This is a genomic window from Bordetella muralis (assembly GCF_965139205.1).
Classification (GTDB): domain Bacteria; phylum Pseudomonadota; class Gammaproteobacteria; order Burkholderiales; family Burkholderiaceae_B; genus Bordetella_A; species Bordetella_A muralis.
In genome coordinates this window covers 43,619-57,395 of record NZ_CBCSIU010000003.1, presented here as the reverse complement: position 1 = coordinate 57,395, position 13,777 = coordinate 43,619, and the positions used below count along the sequence as shown (strand labels likewise).

General features: G+C 58.4%; 12 protein-coding genes. 10 read left to right on the top strand and 2 right to left on the bottom strand.

Annotated elements, in window-relative coordinates; translation table 11 throughout:
- Positions 1–7 precede the first annotated feature (7 nt).
- The 7 genes from ACNA0I_RS06895 (at position 8) to ACNA0I_RS06865 (ending at position 6,606) form a co-directional block, all read left to right on the top strand.
- Positions 8–739 (top strand): ABC transporter ATP-binding protein, encoded by a 732-nt coding sequence (locus tag ACNA0I_RS06895; RefSeq protein ID WP_415805619.1) that lies wholly within the window; start codon positions 8–10, stop codon positions 737–739.
- A complete protein-coding gene (locus ACNA0I_RS06890; protein WP_415805337.1) occupies positions 736–1,500 on the top strand; it encodes an ABC transporter permease in 765 nt (254 codons plus the stop codon). Before ACNA0I_RS06895 ends, ACNA0I_RS06890 begins: the two co-directional genes overlap by 4 nt.
- A 19-nt stretch (positions 1,501–1,519) precedes the next feature.
- The gene (locus tag ACNA0I_RS06885; RefSeq protein WP_415805336.1) at positions 1,520–2,536 is read left to right on the top strand and encodes an ABC transporter substrate-binding protein; all 1,017 of its coding nucleotides are present in this window, start codon (positions 1,520–1,522) and stop codon (positions 2,534–2,536) included.
- Position 2,537: 1 nt separating this feature from the next.
- Positions 2,538–3,317 (top strand): 3-oxoacyl-ACP reductase, encoded by a 780-nt coding sequence (locus tag ACNA0I_RS06880; RefSeq protein WP_415805335.1) that lies wholly within the window; start codon positions 2,538–2,540, stop codon positions 3,315–3,317.
- Positions 3,318–3,380: 63 nt separating this feature from the next.
- The gene (locus ACNA0I_RS06875; RefSeq protein WP_415805334.1) at positions 3,381–4,853 is read left to right on the top strand and encodes an L-lactate permease; all 1,473 of its coding nucleotides are present in this window, start codon (positions 3,381–3,383) and stop codon (positions 4,851–4,853) included.
- A gap of 93 nt (positions 4,854–4,946) precedes the next feature.
- Positions 4,947–5,564 (top strand): cysteine dioxygenase family protein, encoded by a 618-nt coding sequence (locus tag ACNA0I_RS06870; RefSeq protein WP_415805333.1) that lies wholly within the window; start codon positions 4,947–4,949, stop codon positions 5,562–5,564.
- Between the two features lie 94 nt (positions 5,565–5,658).
- Entirely contained in the window at positions 5,659–6,606 is a 948-nt protein-coding gene (locus tag ACNA0I_RS06865; protein WP_415805332.1) for a LysR family transcriptional regulator, read from the top strand.
- On the opposite strand, the gene ACNA0I_RS06860 is transcribed toward ACNA0I_RS06865, so the two are convergent.
- Positions 6,578–8,251, bottom strand: coding sequence for a thiamine pyrophosphate-binding protein (locus ACNA0I_RS06860; RefSeq protein WP_415805331.1), 1,674 nt, complete (start codon positions 8,249–8,251; stop codon positions 6,578–6,580). The genes ACNA0I_RS06865 and ACNA0I_RS06860 overlap by 29 nt on opposite strands.
- A 247-nt stretch (positions 8,252–8,498) precedes the next feature.
- Here ACNA0I_RS06860 and ACNA0I_RS06855 point away from each other — a divergent pair, with 247 nt between their 5' ends.
- From ACNA0I_RS06855 to ACNA0I_RS06845, 3 genes are all read left to right on the top strand, one after another.
- Entirely contained in the window at positions 8,499–9,746 is a 1,248-nt protein-coding gene (locus ACNA0I_RS06855; protein WP_415805330.1) for an alpha-hydroxy acid oxidase, read from the top strand.
- Between the two features lie 118 nt (positions 9,747–9,864).
- A complete protein-coding gene (locus ACNA0I_RS06850; RefSeq protein ID WP_415805329.1) occupies positions 9,865–10,863 on the top strand; it encodes a Bug family tripartite tricarboxylate transporter substrate binding protein in 999 nt (332 codons plus the stop codon).
- A gap of 270 nt (positions 10,864–11,133) precedes the next feature.
- The gene (locus ACNA0I_RS06845) at positions 11,134–12,696 is read left to right on the top strand and encodes an ABC transporter substrate-binding protein (protein WP_415805328.1); all 1,563 of its coding nucleotides are present in this window, start codon (positions 11,134–11,136) and stop codon (positions 12,694–12,696) included.
- 29 nt (positions 12,697–12,725) lie between these two features.
- Here the strand turns inward: ACNA0I_RS06845 and ACNA0I_RS06840 are convergent, their stop codons facing one another.
- Positions 12,726–13,640 (bottom strand): LysR family transcriptional regulator, encoded by a 915-nt coding sequence (locus ACNA0I_RS06840; RefSeq protein ID WP_415805327.1) that lies wholly within the window; start codon positions 13,638–13,640, stop codon positions 12,726–12,728.
- Between the last annotated feature and the right edge of the window lie 137 nt (positions 13,641–13,777).

Here is a 13,777-nt window from a genome sequence, read left to right as displayed (position 1 = left end):
TCTTGATATGCGGCAGGTGGTCTACACCTATGCAGGCGAGCGGCCTATTGTGGACGGCATTGACTGGCAATTGAAGGCCGGCGGTTTTCATTGTCTGGTTGGCCGCAGCGGTTGCGGCAAGACGACGTTGCTCAAGCTCGCTGCCGGTCTGTTGGTGCCGCAATCGGGATGCATCCAACAAGGGGATGGCAAGCGCGTCGAGCCGGGGCCGCAGTTAGGCTATATGTTTCAGGCACCGACACTGCTGGAGTGGCAGCGAGTCATCGACAATGTGCTCTTACCTGTGTCGCTGCAGCGCCGGCCGCTCGCCGATGATGTCGCGCGAGCGCACGAGCTGTTGGCCATGTTGGGACTATCGGGGCATGCGCAGCACTATCCTCGACAATTGTCGGGTGGACAGCAAAGCCGGACGGCTTTGGCGCGGGCATTGATTCTTGAGCCAGCGCTGCTCTTGCTGGATGAGCCGTTTGCGGCGTTGGACGCTATCACACGCGGCGAACTGCAGGATGATCTGATGCGGATGTGCCGGTCGCGCAAGACGACAGTGCTGTTCGTCACCCATGACATCGGCGAGGCAGTGTATTTGGGGGATCGTATCGGCGTTATGCATCAGGGGCGATTGTTGGCGGATATTCCGGTGGAATTGCCTGCGCCCCGTACACAGTCCATGCGTCATGGTGCGGCGTTTAATGCGTATTGCGCGCAGATATTCGACACGATGACGGGAGGGGCGAAATGAGGCAGGTGCTGAGTCGCCGTGTGCTGCCTATCGTCTTGCTGGTTGTGCTGTTAGGCGCATGGGAGCTCGTCGTGCGAAAAGCGGGCATTTCCGCTCTCGTGCTGCCTGCGCCTTCGGCAGTGGTGCGAACGTTGTGGACGACGCTGTCCACGGGATACTTATGGCCCCACATCGGAGCGACGCTGGCGGAAATGCTGTTGGGATTGGCTCTGGGCGGTGCAGCAGGGCTGGCAATGGGCATCGCGTTAGCGGAATCAGCGTTGCTCGATCGCGTCTTCAAGCCTTATGTCATCGTCAGCCAGGTGGTGCCGAAGCTGGCGCTGGCGCCCCTGTTTGTGTTGTGGTTCGGCTTTGGTATCGCGCCTACAGTGGTGATGACCGCGCTGATCTGCTTTTTCCCCCTGATGGAGAACACGCTGACCAGTTTGCGGCAGGTCGATCCGAATCGCCTGCAGCTGTTCCGCATGCTGGGTGCGTCGCGTACGCAGACGTTGTTGCGTCTGAAACTGCCGGCGGGACTGCCGGGAATTCTGGCGGGATGGCGGGTGGCGTTGGTGCTGGCCTTGGTCGGTGCCGTCGTCGGTGAATTCATCGGCGCCAGCCGTGGGCTGGGCGCGGTCATTATTGCGGCGCAGGGCATGATGGATACCCCTCTGATGTTCGCCGCACTGACCGCCATCGCCGCCATCGGACTGTTGTGCTATCAGGCCATGCTGATGATAGAGCGGTGTTTGTTGCGCCCCTATGGCGATCATCTTTGAAATCTCTCAGGACTTCTTCATGCTTTCTTCACCCTCTCGTCGTGTCTTCCTGGCCGCTGCCGCGAGTCTGACTGCTACATCGTTTTTTGCTCCGATTGTGCGGGCTGACGAAGCAGCGTCCGGCAAAGTCACGTTGGCAGGTTGGAGCAAACCCATCTCGGAAATTACCAATCTGTTGGTGGAGCCGGACAAGGGGTTTTTCAAAGCCCAGGGTATTGAACTCGTCTATCTGCCGGGTACCGGCGGGGGGGATGCCATTCGCAATATGCTGAGCGGACAAGCGGATGTGGCGTTTACCGATCCCGGGTCCTTTTTCATGGCGTTGGATAAAGGCGAAAAATTACGGGCGATCTATGACATCTATCCACAGAATGTCTTCAACGTGGTCTCGCTCAAGTCCGCCAACATCACGCGCCCAGAGGATCTGAAGGGCAAACGTATCGGCGTCTACAGCCTGTCCAGCGGTACACGGCAAAATCTGTTGGTGATGCTGCACCAGGCGGGCTTGACCGAATCCGATGTGGAAATCGTCGTGACGGGCGTATTGAACTTTGCGCCGCTACTGCAGGGCCAGGTCGATGCCACTGCTGCTACGGACACGGGCCTGCTGGTTGGCAGACGGCGCGGCTTGGGCGATGTCAACGTAATGCAGGTGCGCGATCACATCAACGTGTCCAGCGATCTATTCGTCGTGCGCGAAGAAACCTATCAGCAGAAGCAAGCGTTGTTGCGTTCGTTTCTCAAAGCCTATCGTGACAGTGCTGCCTGGATGATCGCGCAGCCAGAGGAGGCCGCTGCCTTGGCTGGCAAACGAGCGATCGACGGTACGGACCGGGACATCAACCTGGAAGTCATCCGATTGCGTAACGATTCAGCAATGGCACCTGCTGGCCCGGATGGGGGCAGGCGCGTGCTGGGCGCTTTTGATTTGGTGCTGCTGCAAAAGGCGGCCGACGCCTATCGCGATCTGGGCTTGATCCAGCGTCCGATTGATGTCGCGAGCGTTGTAGACACCAGTTTGTTACCGGAGTCTTGATATGAGCGCTATCCCGAAATTCGCAGGCAAAGTCGTGCTGGTGACAGGCGCCAGCCGAGGCATCGGCGCTGAGATCGCCCGTGGCTTCGCTCGAGAAGGCGCAACCGTCGTCGTCAACTATCTGAATAACGCGACCGCGGCTGAGGCAGTGGTCGCACAATGTCAGGCGTTGGGCGGCGATGCGTGGGCGGTACAGGCCGATGTGGGCTCAGCCGAGGCGGTACAGACCATGGTCGATGCGATCGTCCAGGAGGCCGGCCGGCTCGACGTGGTGGTCAACAATGCGCTGCTTCACTATGCGTTCGATCCGCGCCGCCGTACGGTATTCGGCGATTTGACGTGGCAGGATTATCGATCGCAATTTGATGGATCGGTGGGGGCTGCCTTTAATGTGTGTCGCGCCGCGTTACCGCATTTCAAACAGCGGGCCCAGGGTTGCATCGTCAATATCTCGACGAATCTGGTCGAGAATCCGGTGGTCCCATATCACGACTACACCACCGCGAAAGCCTCATTGGAGGCATTCAGCCGTAATCTGGCGGTTGAGTTGGGCCCCTTTGGCATCCGGGTGAACTGTGTCGCACCCGGTTTGGTTTATCCGACGGACTCCAGCGGCGGCACCCAGGAGTCATTCCGCGATTCGCTGATCGCGGCTACGCCGCTGCGGCGTATTGCCAGGCCGGAAGATATTGCTGGGCCGGTGCTGTTCCTGGCCTCGGACTGGAGCGGGTTCATGACGGGACAGGTTCTGTTTGTAGATGGCGGCTTGGTGATGCGGTAATCTGCTGTTCTTATGCTTCGGGGCTTTTGTCCCCGACCTCTGGATAAACGCTGCACTGTATCCGTGACGCTCAAATTCTGGTTGTACTTTTCTCCGTTCTGGGTACCTATCGCGTTGATGTTGACGCGTCGTGTTCCTATTTCTATGGCGGCTCTGGTAGCTGCCATCGTGTCGGCAGCCTTGTATTGGTTTTCAGGCCGGGCAACAGACGCCGCGACGTTTTCCTCTGCCGGCATTGAGCTGTTAAAGGGTATTTGGCTGGCCACGCCGATTGTGAGTGTGATCTTGGCGGGCCTGTTGTTTCACTCTCTGCTCACTACATGCTGGTCGCCTCAGGTCCACGGGCAGCAGGCGGCTGCACCTGCGGCAGATCTGCGATTGACGCTATTTGGCACCTGTTTTCTCATAGGCCCATTTACAGAGACGGCAACAGGGTTCGGGGTTGGATTGGTGGTTTCCCTGGGTATTCTGTTGCGTGCAGGTCTTCCCAAACACGATGCTATCGTGTTCTCGCTGTTCAGTCAGATACTGGTCGCCTGGGGCGCTTTTGCGGTCGGAACGATGCTCGGGTTTTCGCTGGCCGGTATCAGCGATCCTCGGGAATTGGGATGGAGATCGGCCGTATTGGTGACGCCCGTCCTCATTGCCTGGCTGGGTGCCTATTGGTCGATGTGCCGTGGTCTCGGGCTGTCCAATCGGCCTCGAGACCTGATTCGAGAGGCGCTCTGGATCGCGGCGATCTTGGTGGGGCTGGTGACGCTCAGCCGTTACGCGGACCCGGACATGGTCGGGTTGATAGTGTTGGGAGGCGCCGCAGCACTTTATGGATTTGTCAATGGCGGACAGTCATTGCGTGCCAAACTGACCGAGGCGGCTCCCTATGTGGTGCTGTGCGCCTGTTTGGTGGCGTGCCGTTTTTTGCCTGTGCTTCACGAATCTTTGCTGCGCGTGCAGATCAAGCCTTTTGCCGATGGAATGGCTTGGCCCGTGCTGCTGTCGCCGGTGTTCTGGCTGATGCTGGTTGGATTGGGCTTTGCCTTGGCGAAAGCCCCGGTGCGAGATGTTGGCCGGGTCCTGGCAATGACGTGGCAGCGTGGCAAGATCACTGTCGGCGTGACCTTGTTGTTTGTCATTTGTGCGCGCTTCATGATGGCAGGGGGCATTCCGGGCATATTGGCGCATGAGTTGCAGGCAACCATCGGTACTGCTGCTGCGGTGATACTTTCCCCGGTGCTGGCAGCGATAGCGGGATTCTTGACGGCGAGCAATGCGGCGTCGAACAGCCTGCTCATGCCCAATGTTGTCGGCTTGGCGCATGCAGGCAATTGGAGCGTGGAATGGATCGCTGCAATTCAGAACGTGACCGGTAGCGCATTGTCCATGCTGTCTCCCGTCAGGATAATGATGGGCTGCGCCATCGCAGCGCTCGGGGCCGGGGCGACGGGCGCTATTTATCGACGAGCGTGGCCCTTGGGCTTCATACCGGTGGTGTTGATGGTTGGCGCCGCCTGTATCGTGGTGGCCGTAACGCATTAGGTGTGCTGCTATTGCCCGTCGAGCGATATGATGGCTTTACGCGACCTTAGCCAAATAGAAACGTTTTTCGGCCCGGATAACTTAGACGCCACCATGAGCCACCTATCTTCTACGCCCAACATTGCCCGTTTACGTACCTTCGTAGTCAGCTTTGCGGATCTGCTATCCCGTCATCCTGACGAGCCAGAGATCCTGCGCGAGGGCGGCGCATTGTTGAGCGAGCTCGTGTCACGTGACGATTGGTTGCCTGAAGAGTATGCGCAGCCTGATCCCGTTTACTACCGTCAGTATTTGCTGCACGCGGACTCTGCGCAGCGGTTCTCGGTCGTCAGTTTCGTCTGGGGACCAGGGCAGGTCACGCCCATCCATGACCATACGGTATGGGGCTTGATTGGCATGTTGAGAGGTGCCGAGTACTCGCAACCGTATGTGTTGGACCCTTCAACCGGTGTCGAAAAATCAGGAGATGCTGTCAGGTTGGAACCAGGGCAGGTCGAGGCCGTTTCCCCCACCGTGGGCGATGTGCACCAGGTCTCTAACGCCTACGAGGATCAGGTTTCGATCAGCATTCACGTCTACGGGGCGAACATCGGCGCCGTTAGCCGTTCTGTTTACACGCCGGAGGGGGAGCGCAAGCCGTTCATCTCTGGATATCACAATACAAGCCTTCCCAATCTTTGGGATATTTCCAAAGAACTCAAACGCGAATGAGAGTCTGCGGTGTGGGGGCACCTGACTTTGGGCTGACGAGGATGTCAATTAACATCAGCGTTGCCCATAACCCTCTGATTTTCAAATTATTTCGATGGATCTCGTCGCGCTTGAGTATTTCTATGTCGTTGCCCAGGCTGGCAGCGTGTCTCGTGCCGCCTCCGATTTAGGTATTGAGCAATCCACGCTGACCCGGCACATCACGCGTCTGGAAAACAGCGTGGGCATGAGGTTATTTCACCGCTCAGGGCGAGGAATGGTCCTGACAGAGAAGGGCCAGGCGATGTTTCGGGCGGCGGAAGAGGTTGTTGGTGCCGTATCCCGCGCCCGCCGGACGGCTGCAGAATTGGCCTCGTCCGGCCCGGGCAAGATCACTATCGCGTCGCAGCCGACGATCGCGAATACGACTTTTGGCGCGATTGGCCACGCATTGAAAGCGGAGTTCCCTCGTTCGACGATCCGCTTTGTCGAAGGGCTGGGATCTCACATTATCAGCATGCTGCAGGACGGCGAGGTCGATGTGGCTCTGTTGTATCAGCCTACGCAGTCCAAGCTCATCGACTATGAGGAACTGCTACGCGAAGATTTGTACTGCATTTGCTCATCATCTATGACGAGTCCACGCACCAAATTCAGCGGCGCGGAATTGCTCAAGCTGCCGATGGTGCTGCCCAGCACTGCACATGGCTTGAAAACCTGGCTGGAGGCATTGGCTCAGGATATCGGTGAGCCACCGAATATCGCCATCGAATGTGATGGTTCCACGCATTTGATGCGCAGGCTGGTGCAGCAAAACCATGGCTATACCATTTTGCCCCTGGCTGCGGTCACGGCAGAGCTGGCTGCGGGAACGCTGAAGGCCGTTCGTATCGACCATCCCAGAGCCACCCGTACGGTCGCGTTGGCGACACCGCGCGGGCGTGCTCAGGTGGATAGCTATTGGACTGTCGTGCAAATCATCAAGCAGACCGTCGCGGATCTGGTCCGCTCCGGTCAATGGCCTAACGTTCAGGCTATGCCTGGATCCGCTTGTCAGGCGTGATTTGCAGCGGATCGGTGACCAGTTCGAGGACGGCAACGCCACCGGCTTTTTGTGCGCGCTCAAACGCTTGCGGAAAGTCGGCTGCGTCTAGCACACGCTCTGCGTAAGCACCCAACGAGGTTGCCAGACCGACATAATCGGAGCCGTGAATACGGGTGCCTGACACACGTCCCGGATACTCGCGTTCCTGGTGCATGCGGATGGTGCCATACATGCCGTTATTGACGATCAACACGATCAATGGGGCGCCGAATTCGACGGCAGTTGCGATTTCCTGCGGGTACATCATGAAGCATCCGTCGCCTGCGACGCAGACGACCGGACGCTGACCCTTGAAGCGCAACGCAGCCGCGACGGCAGCGGGCAATCCATATCCCATTGCACCGCAAGTCGAAGCCAACTCAGTCCTGGAAGTGCGATAGCGGTAATAACGATGCAGCCAGACAGAGTAGTTGCCTGCTCCGTTCGTCAAAATGGCGTCCTTTGGCAGCACCTCGTTCAGATGCAGCATGACTTCGGTGAGATCTACGCCGTTGAGCGATGGCGGCGGTTCACGACGCGAAGTGAATGCGACAAAGGCTTCACGCGCCTGTGCGGTGCGTTGACCCCATGGAGCTTGGCTCGGGGTCCGCAACTGCACCAGTGCACGCAGTGCGGCGTCCGAGGTAGCCTGGATCGCCAGGTCTGGCCGGAAAACGCGCCCGATTTCGTCGGTCGACGGGTGGAAGTGAATCAGTTTCTGTTTCGGCGTGGGCAGGTCCAGCAGCGTATAGCCGTCGGTGGGCACATCACCCAGACGAGTGCCGATAGCGATGATCAAATCAGATTCCTGCACCAGGGTTTTCAGCGCCGGACTCATACCCAGGCTCATATGGCCAACGTATTGCTTGTTTTCGTTGTCCAGCAGGTCTTGGCGGCGGAACGAGCAGGCCACGGGCAGATTCCACGCCTGGGCAAAGGTACGGAGATCCTCGCAGGCTTGAGCCGGCCAGTTGCTGCCGCCGATGATGACGAGCGGGCGTTGAGCAGCCTGCAAGGCGGAGGCGATCTGTTCGCGTGTGGCCGCGCCCACCTCGGCCGTTTGCAGCTGAATCGGCTGGCAATCCGGTGCTGCCGTGAGCTCGGTCAGCATATCTTCGGGCAGCGACACGACCACCGGGCCCGGACGGCCGGACACGGCGACGTTAAATGCCTTGGCCAGCAATTCGGGAACGCGGTGCGGGTCATCGATCTCGATGACGAGCTTGGCGATGCTGCCGAAAAACTGTTGGTAGTCCACTTCTTGAAAGGCTTCGCGGCCACGATGGCTGCGGGCAATCTGACCGACGAACAGGATCATCGGGGTGGAGTCCTGCTGAGCAATATGCAGGCCAATGCTGGCATGCGTGGCGCCGGGACCGCGCGTCACCATGCAGATGCCGGGTTTGCCTGTCAGCTTGCCATCGGCCTCGGCCATGTTGGCCGCGGCACCCTCGTGTTTCGTGACGATCAGATCGATCTGACCTTCGACGTCTTTCAGGGCGTCGAGGACTTCCAGGTAGCTTTCACCGGGGACGCAGAATACCCGCTCTACACCGTGAGCGACGAGTGACGAAACGAGGGCGCGGCCAGCGGTGCGACCGGCGTGTTGGACTGGAGTGTTCATGGGCGATAGTCAGTAGAAAAGTCAGTCGCCTTGGGCGGATCGGCGTAATGCCGGGGCCTGCGGCGATGGATGGCGGCAGGTTATCCCGCTTTAGGGGCGTTATGCGCTGTATTTCGTGCATACCTGATGTGCCGAATCCGCATAGCGGTTCTATACGCGCGCGTATAGCATCGTCGATGCCGATGGTCAGAAAAGATGTTCCTGATCGCGGCACATCAAGGGGATTGTTCCCAGAAAAAACCGAAACATGACCGCTCCCACGAATTACACAGCCGCAGTTCCTCCACAAGACACGAGCACGGCGGCTGATGCACAGTCCGTCGCTGCCAAGCCGCTACCTGCCGTCTTGAAGCAGGTGCACTGCCTGGATGATTTTCAGCCGCTGGCTCGCAACAAGCTCCCTCGACAGCTCTATAGCTACATTGCCAATGGCGCCGACGATGAAGTCTCGATGGGCCGGAACCGCCAGGCGTTTAATCGCTGGGCGTTTTCTCCGCGGGTGCTGGAGGGGGTAGAAAAGCGGACGCAAGGCATCACGTTGTTCGACCAGCAATACGCGAGCCCATTTGGGATCAGCCCCGTGGGATTGGCGGCCATGTGGAGCTATCGCGGGGACATCGTCCTGGCCAAGACGGCTCGAGAGCATCGCGTCCCGGCAGTCATGAGCGGCGCCTCGCTCATCCGGATGGAAGACGTCGCCGAGGCGGCCCCCGGTACGTGGTTTCAGGCCTATCTGCCGGGAGATGAAAAGCGTATCGCGGAACTGCTGGCGCGTATTGAGGCGGCGGGCTTTGGCACCCTGGTATTGACGGTAGACTTGCCGGTTCAGGTGAATCCCGAGCGCTATGTAAAAAATGGCTTTTCTACGCCGCTGCGGCCCAGTGCGCGTTTGGCATGGGACGGCATCAGCCATCCACGTTGGCTGGCCGGGACATTCTTGCGGACCCTTGCGCGCCATGGCATGCCTCATTTTGAGAATTGGCGTGCCGAGCGCGGCGCACCGATTCTGTCAGCATCCGTGAAGCGCGATTTCGTCGCGCGCGACCATCTATGCTGGGAGCATGTCAAAGTCGTCCGCAAGCTCTGGAAAGGTCCCTTGGTCATCAAGGGGATCATGCGCAAAGAGGATGCCCAGCTCGCGCGGTCGGCAGGGGCGGACGGCATCATCGTATCCAATCATGGCGGACGTCAGCTGGACAGTGCGCTCTCGCCGCTGGATGTGTTGCCGGAGATCGCCGAGACGGCCGAAGGCCTCGTCGTGATGATGGATAGCGGTATTCGTCGCGGCACAGATGTCCTGAAAGCGCTGGCGCTAGGGGCCCGCTGTGTTTTCAATGGGCGTTCGTTCAACTATGCTGCAACCGTGGCGGGCGAAGCGGGCGTGGCGCATGCTATCCACATTCTGCGCACTGAAGTCGATCGTGATATGGCTTTGCTGGGGATCAATCATCCCTACGAGATCGACCACACCTTGTTGCGCAGGACGCCTCTCTAGGGGCTGGATATCGCCGGCAGGCAGGAGGGATCCCCACAGAGCATCGCCAAGGCTCAGGCTGACAGGACTGGCCTTGGATCATTGAATTAGAAAATCCAATATTGAGGAGCGTATAACCATGTCACGTGTCATTGACCACCACCGTCGTTCACTGTTGAAAGCCAGCGCCGCTGCCGTTGCCGTAGGCACCGTGGGATTGCCCTTTACCGCGCTGGCGGCAGAGTGGCCTGATCGGCCCATTACCTATACTGTACCGTTCGCACCGGGTGGCGCGACCGACATTATTGGCCGTATTTACAGCGTTTCCGCAGCGAAAATCCTGGGTCAGCCCGTCGTTGTGGAAAACCTGGGAGGGACGGGCGGAAGTCTGGGTACGGCAAAGGTCGCACGGGCAAAACCCGACGGCTACAACATCGTCGGAGGCACGATCAGCTCTCACGCCATCAACGTCAGCATCTATCCCAATATCGGCTACGATCCTGTCAAATCGTTCAAGCCGGTCATCCTGACGGGCAGCTTGCCCAACGTACTGGTGGTCAGAGCAGATAGTCCGTATAAAACCGTCCAGGATCTGATCGACGCAGGGAAGAAAGCCGATAGCCAATTGAATTTCGGTTCATCGGGTGTCGGCAGCTCGCAGCATTTGACTGGCGAACTGTTCATGGACGTGACGGGCATAAAGATGCTGCACGTGCCGTACAAGGGCAGTGCGCCCTCTTTGCAGGCGTTGATGAGCGGTGAGATCGATCTCGTTTTCGACAACATCACGTCTTCCGTTCCTCTCATTCAGGCCGGACGGTTGCGTGCATTGGGCGTGACATCGACAACGCCGTCGCCTGTGCTGCCGGATGTCGCTCCGCTCGATAAGCTGGGCCTGCCAGGTTTCGAGGTGTTGTCCTGGCAAGCCGTCTTTGCGCCGGCCGGGACGCCGGACGACGTGATTCAGAAACTGCATTCCGCCATGGCTGAAACGTTGAAGCAGCCTGAAGTGTTGAAGCAACTCCAAGGGCTGGGCATGGATGTGTCCGGCGCCGGGCCTGAAGAACTGGGCCGGTTCCAAAAGGCCGAGGTTGAAAAATGGGCAGAGGTCGCAAAGAAGGCGAACATCAAGATGTAAAGCAGAAGGGTGGGCCAGTGTAATTCGCCTAGTGTTTTCCCTAGGCTCGAAAATTTTGGGGCATCAGTAATAACCATAAGCCCCGCTCATCGCTTCCTGGCAGACGGGTGAGTATCAGGCCCACCTTATAACCTTTGGGAATAGCTGGTGTAGTTGAAGGACTTTGACGGGGTGAGCGGCACGCGCCTAAGGTGGCGACCGTGCCGCTCCATTCGCGGCTGATGTGTCAACCACCATCGCCGCGTGCGTCACGTGGCCCCAAGGGAAACCATGAAACGTCCTGCACTTACTGTTCTGGCCGCTGCTCTTCTTGCTTTGGGCGCGGGATTGCAATCTACGGCTTATGCTCAAGATCGTCCGACGCTGCGTATCAGCTCGGGCGCTGCCGACAACGCGACACTGGATCCCCATCGTGCCACATCGACTGCGGATAAGGGCGTAGCGTCGGAGATGTTCGACGGCCTGGTTCGTTTTCCGCCGGGCAGTGCCGATCCCAAGGCCCTGGAACCGGATCTGGCGGAAAAATGGGAGTCCTCGCCGGACAGCAAGGTCTGGACCTTCCATCTGCGCAAAGGCGTGCAGTTTCATGGCGGCTACGGGGAACTGAAGGCCGCTGACGTGGTGTATTCAATTGAGAGGGCAGCAGATCCCAAGCGTTCCAGTTTCGCCGCGAATTTCGCGATCCTGGATAAGGTCGAAGCCATCGATGACTACACCGTGAAATTCACATTGAAGTACCCAGACGCGGCATTCCTGGGACGCGTGTCTGATTACCATGGCGGCAATATCGTCAGCAAGGTCGCGGCAGAAAAACTCGGCGATAAATTTGGGCAGGCGCCGATAGGCACGGGGCCATTTGCCTTTGGCGAGCATGTGACACAGCAGTATGTGAAGCTCGTCGCCAATGACGCCTATTTCCGTGGCAAGCCCAAATTGGCGGGCATCACGTATCGCATGATTCCTTCGGATAGTGCTCGCGAACTGGCCTTTACGTCGAACGAGATCGACGTGATGCAGGGCAAACGTGAACAGCGTTGGGTGGAGCGATCGATCAAGCGCGGGATGAAAGTCGATATTTTCGAGCCGGCGGAGTTCCGCACATTGTTTATCAATCGCAGTATCAAGCCTTTGGACAATCTGAAGGTACGCCAGGCGATTGCCGCCGCCATCAACGTCGATGAGATTGTGCGTTATGCAGGCAAGGACGTGGCTGAAAAGGGCTGTTCGGTTGTGCCGAACGGGTACCTGGGCCAAGACTGCAGCGCGGGCGCGTATGCCTATGATCTGGACCGCGCCAAGGCGCTATTGACTGAAGCCGGTTTCCCGAATGGTATTGCGATCAAATCGATCGTCTCGAATATCTCGGCGCAACAGCCCATCATGGAGATTATCCAGGCGCAGTTGGCCAAGGCGGGGATCAAGTTGGAAATGGAGGTCGTAGACCATGCGACCTATCAGGCCAAGAGTCGAAAGGACCAGAGTGCGCTGGTGTTTTACGGTGCGGCACGGTTCCCCAATGCAGATGTGTATCTGAGCGAATTCTATGATTCGGCAGCCGCTATCGGCGCTCCTGCTGCGATGTCGAATTTTGGACATTGTGCGGTGGGGGATGCGGACATACGCGCCGCCCGTATCGAGCCGGATCCACAAAAGCAGCTCGCCCTGTGGAAAGACGCGCAAGCCAAGATTCACGCTGATGTCTGCTCCGTGCCGCTTTTTGGGCTAAAGCAAGTATGGGCACGGGGAGACGGCGTCAACTACGGCTATGACCTGAAAGGGGCGCTGAATCTTCAGCCGTCCATCACCGAGGCGGCTACGTTGTCGGCTCCTTGAGCGCAGCGGGGCCTTGAATGGCCCATTTTCTAACCCTTTAGCACCTCGCGTGATACTTGCGACGCGACGTTTCGAGCTTCCTGGATAAAGGTATCTGTCAAGCTCGCATTGCGCGATGTATGTGCGCGGCAGAGCTGGAAATGGAACTGCATTTCGGGATCAAAGCGTCGCAATACCAGGCGATTTTGCAAACCATCGGCAAACAGCGGATGAATCAAGGACACACCCAGGCCAGCGGCGACCAATTCGCATGCGGTGGGCGCCGTGGTCGCGTCCAACACCACATTCAAGGTGGCGTTGCTGCGTTCGAAGGCGGCTTTCACGAGCTCATGTGTCTGGCTGTCAGACGCAAAGGCCACAAAGGGCTCGCCGCTCAAATCTCGCGGACGGATTACGCGTTTGCGCGTCAATGCGTGATTGACGTGCATGGCACAGACCAAGGGATGTTGGAACAACGTCTCTCGCTCGATATACGGATTGTCCACGCGGCTGCCGACCAACGCCACATCGATCTGGCGGGTGGCCAGCCAGTTTGCCAGAAACAGCGAGGCCCGGTTTTGGACGGATACATGCACGTCGGGATGAATCTTCAGAAAATTCTCGATGACGCGGCGTATGAAAGATCCGGACAACGCCGGCATCACGCCCACCACCAGATTGCGCGCTTCGTTGCGACGGATGGAGTCGACAGCTTGCTCAACCTGGCGCAAACCGGCAAAGACTCGATCGACCTCGTGATAGAGCTGCATGCCTTGAGGCGTCGGGGCGAGCTTGCCGCGTACGCGGTCGAACAAGGTCAGACCGGTATCTGCTTCCAGGTGCGCCAGCAGTTTGCTGACGGCGGGTTGGGATACGTTCAACACCAGCGCTGCCTGACTGACAGTGCCGTGTTCGATGATGGCTTTGAAGGCCTCTACTTGTCTCAGATTCAAGGGTTGCTGCATGAACTCGATCCTATAACTTTTGGTGGATTGGCGAGTAGTCGTTTCTGTTTTGGTTATAGGGTGATTTATAGCGCAAACCGCCGTGCGCAGGATAGGCGATGGCATCGGCGTGGGACGTATGGCGGCAACTCAGCTGT

Bases quoted from the DNA above. Each gene is read 5' to 3' on its own strand.
- ACNA0I_RS06895 (WP_415805619.1), top strand. From the start codon at position 8: ATGCGGCAGGTGGTCTACACCTATGCAGGCGAGCGGCCTATTGTGGAC.
- ACNA0I_RS06890 (WP_415805337.1), top strand. From the start codon at position 736: ATGAGGCAGGTGCTGAGTCGCCGTGTGCTGCCTATCGTCTTGCTGGTT.
- ACNA0I_RS06885 (WP_415805336.1), top strand. From the start codon at position 1,520: ATGCTTTCTTCACCCTCTCGTCGTGTCTTCCTGGCCGCTGCCGCGAGT.
- ACNA0I_RS06880 (WP_415805335.1), top strand. From the start codon at position 2,538: ATGAGCGCTATCCCGAAATTCGCAGGCAAAGTCGTGCTGGTGACAGGC.
- ACNA0I_RS06870 (WP_415805333.1), top strand. From the start codon at position 4,947: ATGAGCCACCTATCTTCTACGCCCAACATTGCCCGTTTACGTACCTTC.
- ACNA0I_RS06865 (WP_415805332.1), top strand. From the start codon at position 5,659: ATGGATCTCGTCGCGCTTGAGTATTTCTATGTCGTTGCCCAGGCTGGC.
- ACNA0I_RS06860 (WP_415805331.1), bottom strand. From the start codon at position 8,251: ATGAACACTCCAGTCCAACACGCCGGTCGCACCGCTGGCCGCGCCCTC.
- ACNA0I_RS06855 (WP_415805330.1), top strand. From the start codon at position 8,499: ATGACCGCTCCCACGAATTACACAGCCGCAGTTCCTCCACAAGACACG.
- ACNA0I_RS06850 (WP_415805329.1), top strand. From the start codon at position 9,865: ATGTCACGTGTCATTGACCACCACCGTCGTTCACTGTTGAAAGCCAGC.
- ACNA0I_RS06845 (WP_415805328.1), top strand. From the start codon at position 11,134: ATGAAACGTCCTGCACTTACTGTTCTGGCCGCTGCTCTTCTTGCTTTG.
- ACNA0I_RS06840 (WP_415805327.1), bottom strand. From the start codon at position 13,640: ATGCAGCAACCCTTGAATCTGAGACAAGTAGAGGCCTTCAAAGCCATC.